The organism is Streptomyces sp. PA03-3a, from assembly GCF_033792735.1.
Classification (GTDB): domain Bacteria; phylum Actinomycetota; class Actinomycetes; order Streptomycetales; family Streptomycetaceae; genus Actinacidiphila.
Genome location: NZ_JARAVM010000024.1, coordinates 35,775 through 55,661 on the forward strand (window position 1 = coordinate 35,775; position 19,887 = coordinate 55,661).

General features: G+C 73.0%; 20 protein-coding genes and 1 riboswitch. Of the genes, 3 read left to right on the forward strand and 17 right to left on the reverse strand.

The window, feature by feature from the left end:
- Positions 1–46 precede the first annotated feature (46 nt).
- The 5 genes from PV342_RS26620 to PV342_RS26640 form a co-directional block, all read right to left on the reverse strand.
- Positions 47–421 (reverse strand): hypothetical protein, encoded by a 375-nt coding sequence (locus PV342_RS26620; RefSeq protein ID WP_018562397.1) that lies wholly within the window; start codon positions 419–421, stop codon positions 47–49.
- A 116-nt stretch (positions 422–537) separates the two neighbouring features.
- Complete coding sequence (locus tag PV342_RS26625; RefSeq protein WP_089223339.1) at positions 538–930, reverse strand: roadblock/LC7 domain-containing protein; 393 nt, start codon at positions 928–930, stop codon at positions 538–540.
- A gap of 80 nt (positions 931–1,010) precedes the next feature.
- Positions 1,011–1,991 carry a transcriptional regulator gene (locus tag PV342_RS26630; protein WP_500318879.1) on the reverse strand — a complete coding sequence of 327 codons (981 nt, stop codon included), beginning with the start codon at positions 1,989–1,991 and terminating at the stop codon, positions 1,011–1,013.
- Positions 1,988–2,371, reverse strand: coding sequence for a hypothetical protein (locus PV342_RS26635; RefSeq protein ID WP_026251605.1), 384 nt, complete (start codon positions 2,369–2,371; stop codon positions 1,988–1,990). The genes PV342_RS26630 and PV342_RS26635 overlap by 4 nt, the downstream gene beginning before the upstream one ends.
- A gap of 135 nt (positions 2,372–2,506) precedes the next feature.
- Positions 2,507–3,847, reverse strand: coding sequence for an aminotransferase-like domain-containing protein (locus PV342_RS26640; RefSeq protein WP_500318882.1), 1,341 nt, complete (start codon positions 3,845–3,847; stop codon positions 2,507–2,509).
- 134 nt (positions 3,848–3,981) lie between these two features.
- On the opposite strand from PV342_RS26640, the gene PV342_RS26645 reads away from it, so the two are divergent.
- The gene (locus PV342_RS26645) at positions 3,982–4,812 is read left to right on the forward strand and encodes an alpha/beta fold hydrolase (RefSeq protein WP_400798107.1); all 831 of its coding nucleotides are present in this window, start codon (positions 3,982–3,984) and stop codon (positions 4,810–4,812) included.
- Here PV342_RS26645 and PV342_RS26650 read toward each other — a convergent pair.
- From PV342_RS26650 to PV342_RS26660, 3 genes are all read right to left on the reverse strand, one after another.
- A complete protein-coding gene (locus PV342_RS26650) occupies positions 4,779–6,935 on the reverse strand; it encodes a putative bifunctional diguanylate cyclase/phosphodiesterase (RefSeq protein ID WP_400798104.1) in 2,157 nt (718 codons plus the stop codon). The genes PV342_RS26645 and PV342_RS26650 overlap by 34 nt on opposite strands.
- Complete coding sequence (locus tag PV342_RS26655) at positions 6,932–7,747, reverse strand: SAM-dependent methyltransferase (RefSeq protein WP_361008051.1); 816 nt, start codon at positions 7,745–7,747, stop codon at positions 6,932–6,934. The genes PV342_RS26650 and PV342_RS26655 overlap by 4 nt, the downstream gene beginning before the upstream one ends.
- A 208-nt stretch (positions 7,748–7,955) precedes the next feature.
- Complete coding sequence (locus PV342_RS26660; RefSeq protein ID WP_400798101.1) at positions 7,956–9,092, reverse strand: transglycosylase family protein; 1,137 nt, start codon at positions 9,090–9,092, stop codon at positions 7,956–7,958.
- Positions 9,093–9,094: 2 nt separating this feature from the next.
- A riboswitch (cyclic di-AMP (ydaO/yuaA leader) is annotated at positions 9,095–9,286 on the reverse strand.
- Positions 9,287–9,919: 633 nt separating this feature from the next.
- Between PV342_RS26660 and PV342_RS26665 the strand changes: the two genes are divergently transcribed.
- Positions 9,920–10,927 carry an aldo/keto reductase gene (locus PV342_RS26665; RefSeq protein ID WP_386993032.1) on the forward strand — a complete coding sequence of 336 codons (1,008 nt, stop codon included), beginning with the start codon at positions 9,920–9,922 and terminating at the stop codon, positions 10,925–10,927.
- 68 nt (positions 10,928–10,995) lie between these two features.
- Here the strand turns inward: PV342_RS26665 and PV342_RS26670 are convergent, their stop codons facing one another.
- Positions 10,996–11,628, reverse strand: coding sequence for a GNAT family N-acetyltransferase (locus PV342_RS26670; RefSeq protein WP_400798098.1), 633 nt, complete (start codon positions 11,626–11,628; stop codon positions 10,996–10,998).
- Positions 11,629–11,721: 93 nt separating this feature from the next.
- Here PV342_RS26670 and PV342_RS26675 point away from each other — a divergent pair, with 93 nt between their 5' ends.
- On the forward strand, positions 11,722–12,219 hold the full coding sequence (locus PV342_RS26675) for a peptidylprolyl isomerase (protein WP_018562386.1): 498 nt from the start codon (positions 11,722–11,724) through the stop codon (positions 12,217–12,219).
- A 63-nt stretch (positions 12,220–12,282) separates the two neighbouring features.
- On the opposite strand, the gene PV342_RS26680 is transcribed toward PV342_RS26675, so the two are convergent.
- The 8 genes from PV342_RS26680 to pcaH all read right to left on the reverse strand — a co-directional run bounded on the left by PV342_RS26680 (position 12,283) and on the right by pcaH (position 19,878).
- Positions 12,283–12,732, reverse strand: a complete 450-nt coding sequence (locus PV342_RS26680; protein WP_018562385.1) for a phospholipase — start codon at positions 12,730–12,732, stop codon at positions 12,283–12,285.
- 566 nt (positions 12,733–13,298) lie between these two features.
- The gene (locus PV342_RS26685; RefSeq protein ID WP_500318886.1) at positions 13,299–13,943 is read right to left on the reverse strand and encodes a cytochrome b/b6 domain-containing protein; all 645 of its coding nucleotides are present in this window, start codon (positions 13,941–13,943) and stop codon (positions 13,299–13,301) included.
- Positions 13,927–14,637, reverse strand: a complete 711-nt coding sequence (locus tag PV342_RS26690) for a molybdopterin-dependent oxidoreductase (RefSeq protein WP_386993025.1) — start codon at positions 14,635–14,637, stop codon at positions 13,927–13,929. The genes PV342_RS26685 and PV342_RS26690 overlap by 17 nt, the downstream gene beginning before the upstream one ends.
- Positions 14,638–14,721: 84 nt before the next feature.
- The gene (locus tag PV342_RS26695; protein WP_500318888.1) at positions 14,722–15,903 is read right to left on the reverse strand and encodes a 4-hydroxybenzoate 3-monooxygenase; all 1,182 of its coding nucleotides are present in this window, start codon (positions 15,901–15,903) and stop codon (positions 14,722–14,724) included.
- Between the two features lie 8 nt (positions 15,904–15,911).
- Positions 15,912–17,093, reverse strand: a complete 1,182-nt coding sequence (gene pcaDC / locus PV342_RS26700) for a bifunctional 3-oxoadipate enol-lactonase/4-carboxymuconolactone decarboxylase PcaDC (protein WP_500318890.1) — start codon at positions 17,091–17,093, stop codon at positions 15,912–15,914.
- A 31-nt stretch (positions 17,094–17,124) separates the two neighbouring features.
- The gene (gene pcaB / locus PV342_RS26705; protein WP_400798083.1) at positions 17,125–18,552 is read right to left on the reverse strand and encodes a 3-carboxy-cis,cis-muconate cycloisomerase; all 1,428 of its coding nucleotides are present in this window, start codon (positions 18,550–18,552) and stop codon (positions 17,125–17,127) included.
- Positions 18,521–19,099, reverse strand: a complete 579-nt coding sequence (gene pcaG, locus PV342_RS26710) for a protocatechuate 3,4-dioxygenase subunit alpha (RefSeq protein WP_400798080.1) — start codon at positions 19,097–19,099, stop codon at positions 18,521–18,523. Before pcaG ends, pcaB begins: the two co-directional genes overlap by 32 nt.
- A complete protein-coding gene (pcaH, locus tag PV342_RS26715; protein WP_500318892.1) occupies positions 19,096–19,878 on the reverse strand; it encodes a protocatechuate 3,4-dioxygenase subunit beta in 783 nt (260 codons plus the stop codon). The genes pcaG and pcaH overlap by 4 nt, the downstream gene beginning before the upstream one ends.
- Between the last annotated feature and the right edge of the window lie 9 nt (positions 19,879–19,887).

Consider the following 19,887-nt stretch of genomic DNA (forward strand, 5'->3'; position numbering starts at 1 on the left):
TGGTGTGCCGGGCCGCCGTCGGCCGCGGGCTCCGGGGCGGGGCGGGTCAGACCTCCAGGTCGGCTTCGATGCGCCTGAGCTGGTGGCGGGCCATCGCCAGGTTCGCGCGCTCCTTGTCCAGCGCGACGTAGAGGAACAGGCCCTTGCCCGAACGCCCGGTCAGCAGCCGGATCATGTGGATCTGGGTGTTGAGCGTGATCAGGATGTCCTCGATGTGCTCCTTGAGGTTGAGCATCTCCATCGTGCGCATCTTGGCGCGGACGACGTCGGTGTTGCCCGCGGCCGCGACGGTCAGGTCGAGGTCCTTGGAGCCCCCGAGGGTGCCCAGGGCCATGCCGCTGCCGTAGTCCACGAGAGCGACGCCCAGGACGCCCTCGATCGACGTCATTACATCCTTCAGCGCGGTCTCGGTGTTGGCCATTGCGGTCTCGCTTCCTTGGGGTTGAGTTCTCTGACGTGACGAATGCCTGGGTCCGGTGGCGGCGCGGCCGCGTCCCGTGCCCGGCGGCTTGTCGGCTGATGAGCTGGGTCGTACGGTCATTTCCGCTCCTGACGTTGGAGCGCGAGGTCGACGAGATCCTCGATCCGTCGACTGGATCGACGGGCCTCCAAGTGCAGGCGGCCCACGTTGGAGCCGGGTCCCGCCACCAAGGCGAGGGCCATCGCGCCGCCGGCGGCGTACGCGGCGATGTAGCCGCGGTCCCCCCTGACGAGCAGTTCCCGGAAGCCGCCGCATTCGGTGGCCTCGGTGATGCGGGCGGCCACGCCCAGCGCCGCCGCCGTCAGCGCGGCGACCCCCTCCGGCTCCGGCCCGCTCAGGTCGTGTGCGACGACCAGGCCGTCGACGCTGGCGACGAGCCCGCCCGTCAGGTGCGGCACCCTCGCCCGCAGGCTCCGGAGTTCGGCCAGTACGTCGGCTTCGAGTGCCACCAGCTGTCTCCTTCCGGCGAGCTGCCGCAGAGCCTTCCTCCACGGTCGTTCGGCGGGCGCCGGGCGGGTCGGCAGGGCGCTCACAGGCGGGCCTCCAGGGCGGCACGAAGTCGTAGCAACAGGGCGACTGAGGGGTCGGAGGACGGCATGACCGCCGGCTGCGGTCCGCCGTAAGCCGGGGGCGGCGGCACTGGAGCCGCTTGCACGGGCACGGGCGGTGCCGGCACGGGCGGTGCCGGCGGGACCGCCGGGCGCGGGGGCGCCGGAACCGCGGGTGCCTGGGCGCGGACCGGCATGCTGATCCGGCCGGTCGCGGCCAGCCGGCGTACGTCCAGCAGGGTCGCGAAGGCGGAGCGTCCCAGGTGCCAGGCGATCTGCACGGGCGTACGGGATCCGTCCGCCGCCGCCAGCACCGCCAGCTGACCGGGCGTGGGGGCCCTGGCACGGCCGCCGCGCACCTCGCCCTCGGAGCGCGGGACGACGGGGCCGGCGTCGGTGTCGTCCCAGGGCCAGGCCCGCTCCAGTTGCGCGCGGCGCCGCTGCGCCTCCCTGGCCACGCGCTGCGCGGGGACCGCCCGGGAGATGGGGCCCAGCCGGGAGGTGGCCCCCGGCTGGAACCGGTCGGGTTCCGAGTCGGGCAGCAGCGTGAAGTAGGCGGCGTCGAAGAGCGCCAGCAGGTGGCACAACTCCAGTTCCCCGCGGGCCACCCTCCCGGTGTCGACGAGGTGCCCGCCGACGCCGCGCTCGGCGCTCGCGGTGGTGACCGCCTCGCGCCACTGGTCCGGGGAGAGCAGCCCGCAGGCCATGAGCCGTACCCCGAGGTCGGGGGCGCAGGGGCTCTCGGCGTGGACGATCGCCCCGTCGCGCAGGTAGACCGCGCCCGCCGATCCGTACAGCGCTCCGCTCGCCCTCGCCTCGGCGAGCCGGGCCAGCGCGGCGGTGAAGGCGTAGGCGCCCACCACCCCCGCGCGCACCTGGGCCTGCGCGCCGCCGCGCGCCGGAGTGCGCCGGGGCAGGCCGCGGACGGCCAGCGCCGGCCGCGCCGCCTCCGCGCCGGTCATACGAGCACCAGCCGCTCGGCGATGGACTGCAGTCCGAGCCGGGCGACGGCCAGGTTGGCCATCGACCGGTCCAGCCACAGGTAGAGGACGACGTCGCTGTCGAAGGAGGTGTCGAGGAAGCGGATGAGGTGGTAGCTCCCCGCCGCGGTGATGATGATGTCCTCGACCGGCACCCGGCCGGACTCCTTGGCGGTGAAGGTGCCGCTCTCCACGACCGCCCGTGCCGCCTCGGTGGTGTCCGCCGCGGCCGCCTCGTGACCGTGTCCCGGTTCCTGCCCGACCGCCCCGAGGAGGAGACCGCTGCTCCAGTCGACCACACTCGCCCCGAGCACACCGGGAATCGCCAGCGCCTCGGAAAGGCACTCGTCTATGCCGGGCACGCCCACCCCTTCGCCGCGACTTCTGGTATACGGAACAGCACGGAACGTTACTCATCCCGTACGCGAAAAAGGTGAGTTGGGGCATTTTCCAGAGGCATGTGCGGGTGACTCGCTAGGATTCGCCGCTGCTTGTGATCAGTCGGCGCAATTGTCCTCGGGTCCGCCCCTGGCGATCCGCGCGAGGACGTCCAGCGCCTCGTCCAGGACCTGCGGCGACGGCGAGGCCAGGCCGATCCGTACGGCGTGCGGGGCGCCGCCGCGGCCCGCGGCGAAGGCGGCGGCCGGGGTGACGGCGATCCCCCGCCGGGCGGCGGCCGCGACGAAGGTGTCGGCCCGCCAGGGCGCGGGCAGCCGCCACCAGCAGAAGCAGGCGCGCGGATCGGCCGTGACCGAGAACCCGGCGAGGCGCTCGGCGGCGACCCGGGCGCGCGCGGCCGCGTCGCGCCGCTTGGCCGCGACCACCGCGTCCACGGCGCCGTCGCCGATCCACCGGCAGGCGACGGCCAGCGCGAAGCCGGAGGCGGCCGCGCCGGCCGAACGCAGGGCCGCGGAGACCGGGGCGTCAAGCTCCCGGGGAGTGAGCGCGACGCCGGCGGTGAGCCCGGGGGCGAGCCGCTTGGAGAGGCTGTCGACGAGGACGACGCGGTCGGGAGCGTACGCCGCGAGCGGCGGCGGGGCGTCCGCGGCGAGGAACCCCCAGACGGCGTCCTCGACGGCGTGCAGGCTCAGCCGGTGGAGGGTTTCCGCGAGTTCGGCCCGGCGGCCGTCCGGCATCGTGACGCCGAGCGGATTATGCAGGGTGGGCTGGGTGTAGAGCGCGTGCAGCGGGGCGGCGCGGTGCAGTTCGGCGAGGGCGGCGGGCAGCAACCCGTGCTCGTCGGAGGGGACGGGGACGAGGGTGATCCCGAGCCGGGCGGCGAGCGCCTTGACCACGGGGTAGGTGAGCGCCTCCACGGCGAGACGGCCGCCGGGCGGGACGAGCGCGGCCAGGGCGGCGGCGATGGCCTGGCGGCCGTTGCCCGCGAAGAGCAACCGGCCGGGGTCGGGACGCGGTCCGCCGCGGGCGAGCAGTTCGGCGAAGGCCTCGCGTGCGGCCGGGGTGCCCGCGGCGGTGAGCGGGCGCAGCGCGGCGCCGAGGACGTCGGGGCGCTGCAGCGCGGCGAGCCCCGGGGCGAGCAGCTGCGACTGGCCTTCGACGACGGGGTGGTTGAGCTCCAGGTCGATCCGCTGGGGTGCCGGCTCGGCGAGGGCGGGCCCGTCGGCGGGCCGTGCGGCACGGACGAAGGTGCCGCGCCCCACCTCTCCCACGACCAGGCCCCGGCGGGCGAGTTCGGCGTAGACGCGGATCGCCGTGGAGTTGGCGATGCCGTGCCGCCGCGCGAACGCCCGCTGCGGTGCGAGCCGGTCGCCCGGACGCAGGCGTCCGGCGGTGATGTCGGCGGCGACGGCGTCCGCGACCGTGCGGTAGTCGTCCATCGGCGATCCCCTCGTGAGGCAATCCCGGCATTGCACCGAGAGCAAAGATCCTATTGCACCGAGCCGGGGGCGGAACCTAGCATCGCGCTCAACTCCCCCGCGGAAGGGGGCGTATGCGAGGCGAGGAGATCCCCTTGGCGACGGCAGTGGTCAACGGAGTCACATTGGCGTACGACGACGAGGGGGACGGTCCGGGCACACCTCTGGTGCTGGTGCACGGCCACCCCTTCGACCGCTCGATGTGGGCACCGCAGGTCCCCGTCGCGGCGGCCGGCCGCCGGGTGATCGTGCCGGACCTGCGCGGCTACGGTGCGAGCGAGGTCGTCCCGGGCGTCACCCCGCTGGAGACCTTCGCCCGCGACGTCGCCGCCCTGCTGGACCACCTGGGCGTTCCGGAGGCGGTCGTCGGCGGGCTGTCGATGGGCGGTCAGATCGTCATGGAGTTCCAACGGCTGTTCCCCGGCCGTGCGACCGGGCTCGTGCTCGCCGACACCTTCCCCGGCGCCGACACGGAGGAGGGCCGGCGGGCCCGCGAGGCGATGGCGGAACGGCTGACCGCCGAGGGGATGTCCGGCTACGCCGACGAGGTGCTGGACCGGATGATCGCGCCCCGCAACGTGACCGCGCTTCCCGAAGTCGCCGGTCACGTCCTGCGGATGATGCGCGGCGCCTCCCCCGAGGGCGCCGCGGCGGCCCTGCGCGGCCGCGCCCGGCGGCCCGACTACGGGCCTGTGCTGACCGCGGTAGGGGTGCCCACGCTGATCGTGGTCGGCCGGGACGACGCGTTCACCCCCGTCGCCGAGGCCGAGGCGATGCACGCGGCCGTCCGCGGTTCGCGCCTCGTGGTCGTCGAGGGCGCGGGCCACCTGCCGAACCTGGAGCGTCCCGAGGAGTTCAACCAGGCGCTGCTGGGGTTCCTCGGTTCGTGTTCTCAGGTCGTGGTGTCGACCAGCGAGAGCGAGTGAAGGCGGTCGGGCGGCCCGGGCCGGGCGTAGTACCAGCCCTGCGCGGTGTCGCAGCCCAGGGCGCGCAGGTGCTCGGCCTGGGTGCCGGTCTCCACACCCTCCACCGTCACCGACAGCCCGAGGGTGTGCGCCAGATCGACGACGATCTCCACGATCTTCACGTCCACCGGGTCGGCCGGCCGCTGCTGCATGCCGCGCGTGAAGGAGCGGTCGAGCTTGAGCGTGGTGATGGGCAGCCGGCGCAGCGAGGCCAGGTTGGAGTAGCCGGTGCCGAAGTCGTCGAGGGCGATGGCCATGCCGAGTTCGGCGAACTCCCGCAGCGGGCGCATCAATTCCTCGTCGGCGCCGATGAAGGCGCTCTCGGTGACCTCGAGGCACAGGGCGGTCGGCTCCAGTCCGGCGTCCTTGATCACCGCGAGGGTCTCCGGGACGAGGCCGGGGTGGCCGAGCTGGGCCGGGGAGAGGTTGACGTTGATCCGCAGCGGATCGCCGTCGCTGCGCGGGAACTGCCAGTCCCGGGCCTGCCAGGCGGCCTGCTGCAGCACCCAGTGGCCGAGCGGCACGATCAGCCCGGTGCTCTCGGCGAGCGGGATGAACTGGTCGGGGCCGAGGACCCCGTGTACCGGGTGGCACCAGCGCACCAGTGCCTCGGCGCCGCGGACACTGCCGTCGTCGAGCCGCACCAATGGCTGGTATTCGATGAAGAACTCGCCGCGTTCCAGCGCCGTCGGCAGCCGGTTGGTCAGCCCGTGCCGGGTGATGGCGCGCGCGTCGGAGTCGGGGTCGGCCACCTCGAAGCGGTTGCCGCCGGCGGCCTTGGCCCGGTACATCGTGATGTCGGCGCTGCGCAGCGCCTCGGCGGGCCCCAGGGAACCGGCCTGGCCCTCGACGATGCCGATGCTGCACCGTACGGACAGGTCGCGGCCGTCCACCCGGATCGGATCGGCCAGCGCGGCCAGGATCAGGTCGGCGAGGCCGGTGATGTCGGCGCGGCTGGCGGGGTTGACGACGAGGGCGGCGAACTCGTCGCCGCCGATGCGGGCCACGATCTGGTCGGGAGAGGTGACGCAGGCCTGGAGGCGTTCGGCGACGGCGACCAGGAGCCGGTCGCCGACGGCGTGGCCGAGGCTGTCGTTGACGTCCTTGAAGCCGTCCAGGTCGAGGTAGCAGACGCCGACGCCCACGCCGTCGGGGCCGTCCAGCGTCTGCTCCAGGCGCTCGAAGAACAGGTTCCGGTTGGCGAGACCGGTGAGGGCGTCGTGGGTGGCCTCGTACCGCAGCCGCTCGCTGAGCAGGCGCTCCTCGGTGATGTCCTCCATCAGCGCGAGCATGTACTGGGGGACGCCGCCGGCGTCACGCAGCAGGGAGACCGTCAGATTGGTCCACAGGACGGTGCCGTCCGGCCGGTAGTAGGCCTTCTCCATGCGGTAGTGGTCGCGTTCGCCCCGGTTGAGCTGGCGCTGCATCTCCCAGACCTCGGGGGCGTCGTCCGGGTGCACCCAGTCGTAGACGTTCCGGCTGCGGATGTGCCGCTCCAGGCCGCCGAACATGGTGGTGAGTGCGGCGTTGACGTCCAGGACGCGGCCGTCCATGTCGGCGATGCCGATGCCTATGGAGGCGCCTTGGAAGACCGCGCGGAAGCGGACCTCGCTCTCGTACAGGGCCTGTTCGGTCGCGGCCCGGGCGGCCAGCGCCGCACGGGACAAAGCCTCCTGCTCGGTCCGTGTGCGCTCCTGCAGGGCCCGGGTGTACCCGGCGGCCACCCAGTGCTGCAGGCGGTTGCACCGGGTACGGCTCTCCTCGGACGGGAGGGCGGGGCCGGGCGGGCAGTAGAGCAGCAGGTAGGCGTCGACGACGTCGAGGATGCGCGCGAGCGCGGCGGGGTCGGTGCAGTGCGCGGCCACGAGCGCGGCGCCGACCTCCGCGGCCGGACGGGGGTCGAAGGGCTGCGCGCGCAGGGTGGCGTTGAGACGCGCGGCGAGCGGGAGCAGGTACTCCTCGAACTCGCCGCGCGTCATGGAGGTGGCGGTGGCCGGGTAGATCGCCCGGCTCCAGATGATCGCGAAGCGCCGCAGACTGTCGGCGGGCTCCGGCTCCGGGCCGGGTTCTCTGGTCACGGTCACGCCTTGCGGCCGACGCCCGCGAACCCGCTGAAGACGACCGGGTCGAGTTCCTCGTCGTCCGAGCCGTCGGGGCGCCACAGCGGTGCGGAGACCAGGCCGGGTTCGACGAGGTCGAAGCCGTCGAAGAAGCGCTCCACCTCGGCCCGGGACCGCATGATCAGCGGTGAGCTCGCGCTGCGGTAGACGTTCTCGACCCGCTCCCCCTCCTCGGGTCTGCGCGGACCTCCCTCGACCGAGGCGTGGGTGACGACCAGCAGGCTGCCGGGGGCGATGGCCTCCCGCAACTCGGCCACCGCCTTGGCCGGTTCGTCGGCGTCCTCGAGGAAGTGCAGGACCGCGACGAGCAGCAGCGCGACCGGGCGCTCCAGGTCGATGAGCCCGCGGACCTCGGCGCTGTCCAGGATGTCGCGGGGGGAACGCAGGTCGGCGGCGACGATGGCGGCGTGCTCGACGCCCTCCAGCACGGCACGGCTGTGGGCGACGGCGACCGGGTCGTGGTCGACGTAGACGACGTGGGCGCCGGGACTGGCTGCCTGGGCGACCTCGTGGACGTTGCCGAAGGTGGGAATGCCGGAGCCGATGTCGAGGAACTGGGTGATGCCCTGGTCGACGGAGAAGCGCACCGCCCTGCGCATGAACGCGCGGTTGGCCTGCATGATCTTCGGCAGCCCCGGAAATGCCTCGATGGCCCGCCGTCCGGCCTCCCGGTCGACCTCGAAGTTGTGCGAGCCGCCCAGGTAGTAGTCGTAGATGCGGGACACGCTCGGCACGGAAAGATCGATGCCTTGCGGGGCCCAGGCGGGACGCTCCATCAACGGCTCCAGCTCGTCGTAGGCGATCGGGACACGTGGTCGTGGACACGACCACGTGCGACAGAGGCTACTGATCGACCGTTCGAGAGGAAACAAGAAATAGAAATATTCGATCCGTTTTCGGTCACAGACCAAAGGCATGTGCCCTGTTCCCAACAAGCGGGGAACAGGGCACAGGCTACCGCCGGATGACGGTGGATCAGTTCGATCAGACGTTGACGCCGTGGGCGCGCAGGTAGGCCAGCGGGTCCATGTCGGAGCCGAAGTCGGGGGTGGTGCGCACCTCGAAGTGCAGGTGCGGACCGGTCACGTTGCCGGTGGCGCCCGACAGGCCCAGCCGCTGACCGGCCGAGACCGTCTGGCCGGCCGAGACCGACAGCGAGGACAGGTGGGCGTACTGCGAGTACCGGCCGTCGGCGTGCTTGACGACGACCTGGTTGCCGTACGAGCCGCCCCAGCCCGAGGAGACCACGGTGCCGGCGGCGATCGACTTCACCTTGGTGCCGGTCGAGGCGATGAAGTCGACACCGGTGTGGTAGCCCTTGGACCACATGGCGCCGGCCTGGTGGTAGGCGGTGCCCAGGGTGACGCGGTCGAGCGGGGCGGTGTAGCCGGAGGTGTAGGCGGCCTTGGCGGCGGCCGGGGCGGCCTTCGCGGCCTTCGGCGCGGGCTTGGCGGCGGCCTTCTCGCCGAGGGACAGGACCTGACCCGGGTAGATCAGGTTCGGGTTGCCGCCGATGACCGACTTGTTGTCGGCGTACAGCTTCTGCCAGCCGCCCTGGACCGACCGGGCGTCGGCGATCTTGGAGAGGGTGTCGCCGCCGGCGACCGCGTAGGAGCCGCCGGCGCTCTTCGGCGCGGTGGTGGCCTTCGGCGCCTCGGCCTTCCTGGCGGGGGCGGCGGGCTTGGCGGCGGGCTTCGCGGCCGTGCCGGAGACGCTCTCCGGGGTGGCCGACGGGTTGGCCATCGCCTTGGTCAGACCGGCCTTGGGACCGCACACGGGCCAGGCCTGCGGGCCCTGGGTCGCCAGGACCTTCTCCGCGGTCGCGATCTGCTGCGCCTTGGTCGCGAGGTCCGCGCGCGGGGCGTACTTCGTGCCGCCGAAGCCGGCCCAGGTGCTCTGGGTGAACTGCAGGCCGCCGTAGAAGCCGTTACCGGTGTTGATGGACCAGTTGTTGGTGCTCTCGCAGGCCGCGACCTTGTCCCAGACGCTCACGGGAGCGGCGTGGGCACCGGTGGCACCGATGATCGGGAGCGCCACGGCCGCACCGGTGGTGCCGGCCAGCGCGCTGATACGGGTGATACGGGTGTTCCGCGGACGACGGTGCTTTCCCTTACCGGGCATGCCGAATTCCTCTCCGACGCCTGCGAGGTAAGCTGTCGGGTTCGGGCTGGAGATGCCCGGCCGCAATGAGGCACGCCATATGAAGGCGTGTCACTGCGACTTCACCCCTAGCCGTCCCGAGACCAACGGGAACGGCAAACTACCTGGGTCCCCCGCTCCTGCCGTGCGGTCTTGTCATCCGGCGTCCGGGCAGCGGCAGGACTAGGCGTTCCACCCGGAAGAATCTCGCAGGCATTTGTCCTGCGAGATCTGGAAGCTAAACGACGGAATCGTTCCGGGGCAAGGAGCGGAATCACGCCCCCCGGCATACCGCAAGTCGATCAATTACCTGTGTGACGTTACGTGAGAAGTGTCCGCTCTGCGTAGGCGAAAAATTGCCCCTCGGTAATCACACGACATCGCCCGGTGAAATTCGGCGGGGAAAATCGACGGTGCGTCGCCCAGTGCCTGCGCTGCGTGTCCGGCACGTGACACCCATCACGCAACGAGGTATTACGCATGCACTGTGGGCGCATATGTCCGGTTAGATGCCTCAATGCCGGATAAGAGCGGACGCGTTCCGGTCCAACCCGCCCTCGACCGCGCCCTTCTGAGGGGCCGCCCGCACGAACACCCCCTCAACCAACCGCCGGGGGCGGCCGGCGATTCCCGGGTGCGCGGATACGGCACGGCCCGCGGTGTGGCGTACGCCACAACGCCCCCTCGGGAAGGGCCGGAAGAGCGGGCGGACGACGACGGAACTCCGGAAAACGGACGTGACAGCGTCGATTCGGCGACGGTAGCCTCCCAATCCAGCACATTTTCTTACATCGCCCAGGAGCCCTCGCGTGCCCTACCTCGCCGCCGACGACCGCTACGCCTCGATGGACTACCGCAGGACCGGGCGCAGCGGGGTCCTGCTGCCCGTCGTGTCCCTGGGCCTGTGGCACAACTTCGGCGACACCTCGCCGCTGGAGAACCAGCGCGCGGTGCTGCGCCGCGCCGTCGACCGCGGCGTGGTCCACATCGACCTGGCCAACAACTACGGCCCGCCCGCGGGCTCGGCCGAGGCCAATTTCGGCACGCTCCTCGCCCAGGACTTCCGCCCGTACCGCGACGAGCTCTTCATCGCGACCAAGGCCGGGTACGACATGTGGCCCGGTCCGTACGGCGAGTGGGGCAGCCGCAAGTACATGCTGTCCTCCCTCGACCAGTCCCTGGGCCGCATGGGCCTGGACCACGTCGACGTCTTCTATTCGCACCGCTTCGACCCGGACACGCCCCTGGAGGAGACCATGGGCGCCCTGGACTCCGCGGTCCGCCAGGGCAAGGCCCTCTACGCCGGCATCTCCAACTACCCCGCCGAGGCGCACCGCCGCGCGACCGAGATCCTGCGCGAGCTGGGCACCCCCCTGCTGATCCACCAGGCGGCCTACAGCATCCTCCAGCGCGACCCGGAGGACGGCGTCCTCGACGCCGTCGGCGACACCGGAACCGCCCTCATCGCGTACTCGCCGCTCGCCCAGGGCCAGCTCACCGACCGCTACCTGGACGGCGTGCCCGCCGACTCGCGGATGGCGCTGGGCCACTTCCTCAAGCGCGACGCCCTGACCGAGCGGAAGCTCACCTTCCTGCGCGCCCTCGACAAGCTCGCGGGCGAGCGCGGCCAGACCCTGGCCCAGCTGGCGCTGACCTGGGTGCTGCGCGACCCGCGGGTCGTGTCCGTGCTCATCGGCGCGAGCAGCGTGGCCCAGCTCGACCAGAACCTCGCCGCCCTCGACGCGGGCCCGCTCGGCGCCGACGAGCTCGCCGAGATCGACCGTCTCTCCACCGAGGCGGGCGTGCGCATCCCGTAACCCCACCGCCGCGCACGGACGGGCCGGACCCCACGAGGGCCGGCCCGTCCTCGCGTACGCCGCCGGGCTCAGGCCAGACGGGCCCCCAGCGCGGCGCGGACGCCGGGCCACTCCTCGGCGAGGACCGAGTAGTACGCGCTGTCGCGGACGGTGCCGTCCACGGCACGGATGTGGGCGCGGCGAATGCCCTCGAAGCGGCCGCCGATGCGTTCGATCGCCGACCGGGAACGCGCGTTGCGCGCGTCCGTCTTGAAGGTGACGCGGAACACACCCCACACGTCGAACGCGTGGGTGAGCAGCAGCAGCTTCGCCTCGGTGTTGCAGGGGGTGCGCTGGGCGGAGGCGGCGAGCCAGGTGCTGCCGATCTCGGCGACGGTGGGCACCGCGCCGTCGCGGGGCACGGAGGGGCCCGCCGGCCGGGCGGGGGCGGCCGTCCAGTAGTCGAGGTCGAGGAACCGGGTGGAACCGATCAGGGCGTCGCGCCGGACGTCCCGCACGGCGAAGGGGAGCGAGGCGCCGCTCGCCTGCTCCTGAAGGGCCTCCTCGACGTAGCGCGCCATCGCCTCACGGTCCTCGGGCACCTTGGTGTAGGCGTAGGTGTCGCGGGATTCGGTGGCGGCGCGCAGCAGCCCGTCCGTGTGGGCGGCGCTCAGCGGCTCCAGGCGGACGTGCCGGCCTTCCAAGATCACGGATTCGGGCATGCCCCGGATGGTGGTGTCCGGCCGGGTCACCCGTCAAGCGCGTTTCCGCGGGGCGCGTCGGAGGCCGGGCGTCACGGATGCGAAAATGGGGGCATGAACAGCAACGACGTGTTCTTCGACATCACGATCGACGGCGAGCCCGCCGGACGGATCGTGTTCACCCTGTTCGACGACGTGGTCCCCAAGACCGCGCGGAACTTCCGTGAGCTCGCGACCGGCGAGCACGGCTTCGGCTTCGAGGGTTCGCACTTCCACCGCGTGATCCCCGACTTCATGCTCCAGGGAGGCGACTTCACCGCCGGCAACGGCACCGGTGGCAAGAGCATCTACGGCGAGAAGTTCGCCGACGAGAACTTCCAGCTCAAGCACACCAAGCCCGGCCAGCTCTCCATGGCCAACGCGGGCCCGAACACCAACGGCTCGCAGTTCTTCATCACCACGATCGTCACCGACTGGCTCGACGGCAAGCACGTGGTCTTCGGCGAGGTCGTCGAGGGCATGGACGTCGTCAAGAAGGTCGAGTCTCTCGGCTCGCGCACCGGCGCCACCAGCGCCCGCATCGAGATCGCCAAGTCCGGCACGGTCGCCTGACCCTGTCCCACGGTAGCGGCCCGGCACCGGGGCTCCCGGTGCCGGGCCGCCGTGTTCCGCGGGTCAGCCGAAGGCCTTGACCGCCTGGTAGTAGGTCCAGGCGGTGCTGTTGCAGGCGGTCGCGGTCGCGCCGCCGTAGTTGCCGCAGATGCGCTTCAGGTCCTCGTAGAAGGCGCTGTCGAGGCGGCTCTTGTTGGCGGAGAAGGTGCCCATCGCCTTGTAGTTGCGGTAGCCGAAGTCGTGCCGGGCGCAGGAGTTCTGGAACGGGAAGCCGAAGGGGTTGTCCGGGGAGCTGCTGCAGTAGTCGGTGGACCAGTCGAAGCCGTAGGCCGCCCAGGCACCCTGGTTGCCGCGGGCGGACCACCAGCTGTTGTAGCTGGAGGCGCTGGTCTGGGTCCAACCGGCCAGCACCTGGGCCTTGTCGGCGGGAGCGGCCTGGGCGGGGACGGTGAAGACGACGGTGGCGACGGCGGCGACCGCGGTGGCGGCGAAACCGGTCGTGATTCGGCGCATGGGGACTCCAGTCACTGACGGGCGCGTTGTGACGCGCGGGCAGGGAGGTGCAACCGGATGCGGAACCGAACAGGGGGTACTGGTGTGCGAAGCCAGGATGGAGCCCCGAAGGTCTATGCGAGTAGATGTCGGACGGCAAAAATTGCATGAACATGACGACGTGCCGCCGACGGTGATCGTCGACGGCACGTCAAGAGCCCGACACCTCTGTCTGGTTCAGTGCCCCGCGGACCCCGCGGACCCCGCGGACCCCGCGGACCCCGCGGACCCCGCGGACCCCGCGGACCCCGCGGACCCGCGGACCGCATGTCCCGCTAGGCCGTGTCGTCAAATGAGTGCCGGCCGCCCGGAGGGCGGGCTCAGCGGCTCCCCCAACTGACGCTGGGAGGGGCCCCCAGGTGCGGTGCATCGCAAGGCGGAGGATCGTCCTCGTAGGGGGCTACTCGGACGATTCGACAACGCAGCGTGGGGGCGCCTCCCAGCGGAGCCGGGGAGTACCGTGCCAGGCGTCGCTGAGTGGGGGCACCCCCGGCCGAAGGTCGGGGGAGGGCATGTGACGACACGGCCTAGGAAGCGCCGGTGTCGGGCGGCCCCGGCTCACCCGGCTCCGCGTGCTCCCACCGCGGATGGTGGCGACGCGCCCACTCCGGCGTGACGAACCCCGTGCGCATCCCCAGCCGCGCCTCGGGGTCCCCCGCCGCCATCCACAGGTGTCCCGCCACCACGGCCGCCACCGCGAGGGCCAGCCAGTCGTGGACGAAGGTCGCGCCGGTACGCCACACCACACCGCTCAGGTGCGGGAACATCATCAGCAGACCGGTGCCGAGCATGACGAGCACCGCACCCGCGGCGAAGGACGCGTACAGCTTCTGGCCCGCGTTGAACTTGCCCGCCGCACGCCGGTCGTGGGGCACCCGGCGCACCGCGTCGCGCAGCCAGCCGCGGTCGTACGGGGCGAACCGGTTGAGCAGCCGCAGGTCGCGCCGGAAGGCGCGGGAGGCGAGGCCCAGGAGCGCGGGCAGCGGCAGGGCGATGCCGGACCACTCGTGAACCGTGACCACCAGCCGCCTGCGGCCCACGAGTTCGGCGAGCGGCGGCAGATAGAGGGCCGCCGCCGTGACCAGGCAGACCAGCATCAGGGCGGCCGTCGCGCGGTGCACCCGGTGCTCGCCGCGGGTGAAGCGGCGCACCCTCTCAGGACGTGGGGTCATCGTGCCGTCCGTTCGAGCGGCCGACCCAGGCGTCGACCTCGTAGCCGTAGTGCTCCCAGTAACCGGGCCGTACGTCCCGGGTGACCTCGATGCCCGAGAGCCACTTGGCGGACTTGTAGAAGTACATCGGCGCCACGTAGAGCCGCACGGGGCCGCCGTGGGCCGTGCTGACCGGTTTGTCCTGCATCCTCAGGGCCACCAGGACGTCGTCCCTGCGGGCCTGTTCGAGGGTGAGGCTCTCGCTGTAGACCCCGTCGAAGCAGGTGAAGCGAACGGCCCCGGCACCGTCCTGCACGCCCGCGAGGTCGAGGAGGTGGGACAGCCGCACCCCTTCGAAGGGCGTACCGGGCACGCGCCATCCGGTCACGCACTGCACGTCGCGCACCAGCCGGGTCTGCGGCATCGCCCGCAGGTCGGCGAGGGTGTGGGTGGCCGTCCGGTCGACGAGGCCGGAGACGGTCAGGCGGTAGTCGGTCGCGTCCCGGTGGGGGACGGAGGGGGCCACGTTGTAGATGCGGAAACCGCCGCCCCCGGGGAGCAGCCCGCTGAGCCCGGTCGGGTCCTTCCCCGCCACCTGGGAGAGCGCCGAGTCCAGGCCGTCCTGCGCGCGGCTGCCGAGCGCCACCCCGAGGGCGCCCAGCCCGAGCATCCCGAGCACCACGCGCCGGCCGACCGGCGTGCCCTTGTCGTCCATGGTTCTCACGGTAAGCCCGCGCGGTGCGGTTGCGGACCGACGGGTGCCGCACGTAAGCAAGCGGTAAGAGGTCCGGCACCGGGGCTAGCCGATCTCCAGGCCCGCGTAGTTCTCGGCGAGTTCGGCCGCCGCGTGCGGGGAGGCGGCGATCCGGTCCAGCTGGGAGATCTGCAGCCGGGTGTCGAAGTCGCTCTGCGCCGGGTCGATGTGCAGGGTCGTGGTCATGAACCAGGAGAAGTGCTCGGCGCGCCACACCCGCCGCAGGCAGGTGTCGGAGTAGGCGTCGAGCAGGGCGCTGGAGCCGGTGTCCTCGAGGTGGGCGAGGGCGCGGGCCAGCACGATGACGTCGGCGGCGGCCAGGTTGAGGCCCTTGGCGCCGGTCGGCGGCACGATGTGCGCGGCGTCGCCGGCGAGCAGGACCCGTCCCCAGCGCATCGGCTCGGTCACGAAGCTCCGCATCGGCAGCACGGCCTTGGAGGTGACGGGGCCCCGGTCCAGCTTCCAGTCCCCGTCGACGGCGAAGCGGGCGTCCAGTTCGTCCCAGATCCGCTCGTCCGGCCACTCGGCGGGGTCGGTGCCGTTGGGTACCTGCAGGTAGAGCCGGCTGACCTCGGGGGAACGCATGCTGTGCAGAGCGAAGCCGCGGGGCGAGTGGGCGTAGATCAACTCGTCGCAGGACGGCGCGACGTCGGCGAGGATACCCAGCCACGAGAACGGGTAGACCCGCTCGTACGTCCGCCGGGCGTGCTCCGGGAGCGCCGAGCGCGTCACGCCGTGGAAGCCGTCGCAACCGACCACGTAGTCGCAGGTGAGGGTCCTCTCCAGGCCCTCGTGGCGGTAGCGGACCACCGGACGGTCCGTGTCGGCCCCCTCCACGGCGTGCACATGGGCGCCGAACAGCAGCGGGGCCCCGTCCTCCAGCTGGAGGGCGATCAGGTCCTTGACGACCTCGGTCTGCGCGTAGACCCACACGCGCCGGCCCCCGGTGAGCGCCGGGAGGTCCACCCGGTGGGAACGGCGGTTCCAGCGCAGCTCGATGCCGTCGTGGACCAGGCCCTCGCGGTCCAGCCGCTCCCCCGCGCCGCAGGAGCGCAGCACGTCGACCGTGCCCTGTTCCAGGATCCCGGCGCGCTGGCGTCGCTCGACGTAGTCGCGTTCGCGGCTCTCCAGGACGACGCAGTCGATGCCGTGGCCGTGGAGCAGACGGGCCAGCAGGAGGCCGGCGGGGCCGCCGCCGACGATGCCGACGGTGGTGTGGTGCTGCATGTGTTCTCCTACTCCTCTTCTTCCTCTTCCTCGAGGACGCGGTTCGCGACGGCGAACGCGGCGTTGGCCGCGGGAACCCCGCAGTAGACGGCGGAATGGAGCAGGACCTCCTGGATCTCCTCCCGGGTCAGGCCGTTGTGCCGGGCCCCGCGCACGTGCATCGCCAACTCGTCGAGCCGGCCGTGGGCCACCAGCGCGGTCAGCGTGATGCAGCTGCGGGTCCTGCGGCTCAGGCCCGGCCGGGTCCAGATCTCGCCCCACGCGTAGCGCGTGATGAAGTCCTGGAAGGGGGCGGTGAAGGCGGTGGTGCGGGCGATCGCCCGGTCGACGTGCGCGTGCCCGAGCACGGCGCGGCGGACGGCCATGCCCTCGGTGTGGCGGGCTCCGTCGTCGGCGGCGGGCTCGGTGGCGAAGTGCTGCAGGAGCGCGGCGAGGACGGGGGCGGGACGCTCGACGCCGGCCAGGTGCGCGGCGTGCGCCACCTCGGTGAGGCTCGCGCCGGGGATGCCGTCGGCGAGGACACGGGCGTCCGCGACCGGGGTCGCCGGATCGCCGCGGCCCGCGACGACGAGGGTCGGCGCCGTGATCCGGTGCAGGTCGGCGCGTACGTCGAAGGCGGCGAGGGCGTCGCAGAGGGTGGCGTACGCCTCCGGGTCGGCGGCGCGCAGGTCGTCCAGGAGGGCGCTGACGGCGGGGGCGCCGCTGAAGCCCGGGGTGAACCAGCGCCCGGCGGCGGTGTCGGCGACGGGTCCCGTGCCCTTCGCCCTGACCAGGCCGGCGCGTTCACGCCAGCGGTCCGGGTCGCCGAAGTCGGCGGAGGAGCACACGATCGCGAGCGCGGTGACCCGTTCGGGGTGGTGGATCGCGAGCCAGGTCCCCACGGCGCCGCCGAGGGAGACGCCGGCGTAGGCGAAGCGTTCGGCGCCCAGCGCGTCGGCGAGGGCCAGCACCGTGCGCGCCAGGTCCTCGACCGTGCCGTCCTCGGGGAGCAGCGAGGCGGGGGTGCCGCCGTGGCCGGGCAGGTCCCAGCGGATGACGCGGTGACCGCGGGCCAGGGCCGGGACCTGCGGGTCCCACACGGCGAGCGAGGTGCCCAGGCTCGGCCCGAGGATCAGTGGCGGCAGGCCCGGGGCGCCGTCCACCCGGTGGTGCGGCAGTCGCGGTTCCACGGCCTCGTACGGCGTGCTCATGCGGGCTCCTCGCGGAAGGGGGCGGGGGCGGTCACGAGGACGTCCCCGCGGGGCCGGGGCGGCGCAGGGCGCGGTCGACGAGCGCGCCCGCGGAGCCGGTGTAGCGGGTGGGGTCGGTGAGTTCGCGCAGGCGGCCCTCGGGGAGGAGACCGCCGAGCGCCGGGTCCTGCGCGAGGGCGTCGTCGAGGGTGATCCCCTCCTCGGCGACGCGCCTGGAGGCCCGTGCGAGGGCGGACCTGGCCTCGCCGCGGCCCATGAGAGCGGTCAGGGCCGCGGCGAGACGTTCGGTGACCACCAGCCCGCCGGTCGCGTCGAGGTTCTCGCGCATGCGGTGCGGGTGGACGCGCAGTTCCGCGGCGAGTCCGGCGGTGTCCCGGGCGGCGCCGCCGACGAGGCGCAGGGCCTCGCGCAGCGGCTGCCATTCGGCGTGCCAGGCGCCTGCCGGGCGCTCGTCCTCCGCGGCCAGCGAGCCGTACAGCACGGCGGCGAGCGCCGGCACCTGGCGGGCCGCGGCGGCGACGAGTGTGGCGCGGACGGGGTTGGCCTTGTGGGGCATGGCCGAGGAACCGCCGCCGGCGCCCTCGGTGACCTCCCCGGTCTCGGTGCGCGACAGCACCAGTACGTCGGCGGCGACCTTCCCCAGTGCGCCCGCCGCGAAGGCGAGTGCCCCGGCGAGGTCGGCGACAGGGGTCCGCAGGGTGTGCCAGGGCAGCGCGGGCTCCGCCAGGCCGGTCTCGGCGGCGTAGGCGGCGAGGAGGCGCCCAGGGGCGGCGCTCGTGCCCGGGGCGGCGCCGTCCGCCTCGGCGAAGGCGCCGAAGGCGGCGAGTGTGCCGGCCGCGCCGCCCAGTTGTGCGGGCAGGCCGCCGCGGACGGCGGTCAGGCGGTCGTGCGCGTCCAGGACGAGGGCCCGCCAGCCTGCCGCCTTGAGTCCGAAGGTGGTGGGGACCGCGTGCTGCGTCAGGGTGCGGCCCGCCATCGGGGTCTCGCGGTGCTCCGCGGCGATCCGCTCCAGCACCCCGGCCGCTTCGGCGAGATCGTCCAGGACGGGGCGGAGCGCGCGGGACGCGACGAGCATCGCGGCGGTGTCCAGGACGTCCTGGCTGGTGGCGCCGCGATGTACATAGGGGGCGGCGTTCACGTCGCGCTCGCCCACGGCCTCGGTCAGGTCGGCCACCAGCGGGATCACCGGGTTGCCCCCGGCGCGTGCGCGCAGCGCCAGGTCGCGCGGGTCGAACCGGCCCGGTTCGGCCGCGGCGGCGGTCACCGCGGCCGCCGCGGACACCGGTGCGAGGCCGAGCGCGGCCTGCGCCCGGGTCAGCGCGGCCTCGGCGTCGAGCATGCCCCGCACGAAGGCGGCGTCCCCGGTCGCCTCCTCGGCGGCCGACCCGGCCCGGACCGGGGAGAGCAGGCCGACGTCCGCGGCGGGGTCAGTCGAAGGCAAGGAAGACCGTCTCCTCATGGACCCCGTCGTACTGGAGCCGTACGTCGAAGCGGTGGACGCGCCCGCCCTCGGGAGTGGCGACCAGGGTGGCGCGCCGCTCCGGCGCCAGGGAGCCGAGCAGCGGGTCGTCCTCGGCGTCCCCGAGGTAGACCCGGGTGTGCAGATGGTGGAGCAGACCGCGGGCGAAGACGATCAGCGACAGGTAGGGGACGCCGCCCGGTGGCAGCGTGCGGATCGCGTAGTGCCCGTCCGCGTCGGTGGCGATGCGCCCGAAGCCGGTGAAGACCAGTCCGTCGCGCCCCACGACGGAGCCGGTGACCGGGTCGCGCCGCAGCGAACCGGGGGCGCCGTGGCGGGAGCCGTCGGGTGCCGGCTGCCAGACCTCGAGGAGCGCGTCGGGGACGGGCTGCCCGGCACCGTCGTAGACCCAGCCGTGGACGGTGACGGTGTCCGGGTGCCCGGCCGGGGCGAGGTCTCCGCCCTTGGGGAACGGCAGCGCGTAGCCGAAGAAGGGGCCCACGGTCTGCGAGGGCGTGGGAGCGGGAGCAGGCGTCCCGGTGCTCATCGGCCCTCCTCGATCCAGGTGGCGGCCGGGCCGTCCAGGACGATGTCCCAGCGGTAGCCGAGCGACCGTTCGGGGGTGGACAGGTCGTGATCGTACGTCGCGACGAGCCGGCGCCGCGCCGAGTCGTCGGTGACGGACTGCAGGATCGGGTCGTACGCGAAGAGCGGGTCGCCGGGGAAGTACATCTGGGTGACCAGGCGCTGGGTGAAGGCCGGCCCGAAGAGCGAGAAGTGGATGTGCGCCGGGCGCCAGGCGTTGACGTGGTTGCGCCAGGGGTAGGCGCCGGGCTTGATGGTGACGAACTCGTAGGAGCCGTCCTCGCCGGTCAGGGTGCGGCCGACGCCCGTGAAGTGGGGGTCCAGCGGGGCGGGGTGGTCGTCGCGCTGGTGGGCGTAGCGGCCGGAGGCGTTGGCCTGCCAGATCTCCACGAGCTGGCCGCGCACGGGGCGGCCCGCGCGGTCCAGGACACGCCCGGTCACCCTGATGCGCTCGCCCAGCGGCTCGGCCCGGTGCTGCCGCGTCAGGTCGCGGTCGAGGGCCGTGACGTCGGTGACGCCGAAGACCGGCCCGGAGAGCTCGACCGCCTCGGGGTCGCCGGCCGCCGCGCCCGCCGCCACCAAGGGCCGCTTGGGGTGCCGCAGGACGCTGCTGCGGTAGGGGGCGTACCCCCGGTCGGGGTGGTCCCGGGCGGCTCCGCCGTCGGCGAGGCGCTTGGCGTAGGCCGCGCGCTCGTCGGCGATCTCGGCGGAGATCTCGCCCTGGGTGAGGGGGCTGCTCATACGGGGCTC

Coding starts and splice junctions, on each gene's coding strand:
- PV342_RS26655 (WP_361008051.1), bottom strand. CDS start 7,747: ATGGAGCGTCCCGCCTGGGCCCCGCAAGGCATCGATCTTTCCGTGCCG.
- PV342_RS26670 (WP_400798098.1), bottom strand. CDS start 11,628: ATGCCCGAATCCGTGATCTTGGAAGGCCGGCACGTCCGCCTGGAGCCG.
- PV342_RS26680 (WP_018562385.1), bottom strand. CDS start 12,732: ATGCGCCGAATCACGACCGGTTTCGCCGCCACCGCGGTCGCCGCCGTC.
- pcaG (WP_400798080.1), bottom strand. CDS start 19,099: ATGAGCACCGGGACGCCTGCTCCCGCTCCCACGCCCTCGCAGACCGTG.
- PV342_RS26620 (WP_018562397.1), bottom strand. CDS start 421: ATGGCCAACACCGAGACCGCGCTGAAGGATGTAATGACGTCGATCGAG.
- PV342_RS26695 (WP_500318888.1), bottom strand. CDS start 15,903: ATGCAGCACCACACCACCGTCGGCATCGTCGGCGGCGGCCCCGCCGGC.
- pcaH (WP_500318892.1), bottom strand. CDS start 19,878: ATGAGCAGCCCCCTCACCCAGGGCGAGATCTCCGCCGAGATCGCCGAC.
- PV342_RS26660 (WP_400798101.1), bottom strand. CDS start 9,092: ATGCCCGGTAAGGGAAAGCACCGTCGTCCGCGGAACACCCGTATCACC.
- PV342_RS26685 (WP_500318886.1), bottom strand. CDS start 13,943: ATGACCCCACGTCCTGAGAGGGTGCGCCGCTTCACCCGCGGCGAGCAC.
- pcaB (WP_400798083.1), bottom strand. CDS start 18,552: ATGAGGAGACGGTCTTCCTTGCCTTCGACTGACCCCGCCGCGGACGTC.
- pcaDC (WP_500318890.1), bottom strand. CDS start 17,093: ATGAGCACGCCGTACGAGGCCGTGGAACCGCGACTGCCGCACCACCGG.
- PV342_RS26675 (WP_018562386.1), top strand. CDS start 11,722: ATGAACAGCAACGACGTGTTCTTCGACATCACGATCGACGGCGAGCCC.
- PV342_RS26630 (WP_500318879.1), bottom strand. CDS start 1,991: ATGACCGGCGCGGAGGCGGCGCGGCCGGCGCTGGCCGTCCGCGGCCTG.
- PV342_RS26640 (WP_500318882.1), bottom strand. CDS start 3,847: ATGGACGACTACCGCACGGTCGCGGACGCCGTCGCCGCCGACATCACC.
- PV342_RS26690 (WP_386993025.1), bottom strand. CDS start 14,637: ATGGACGACAAGGGCACGCCGGTCGGCCGGCGCGTGGTGCTCGGGATG.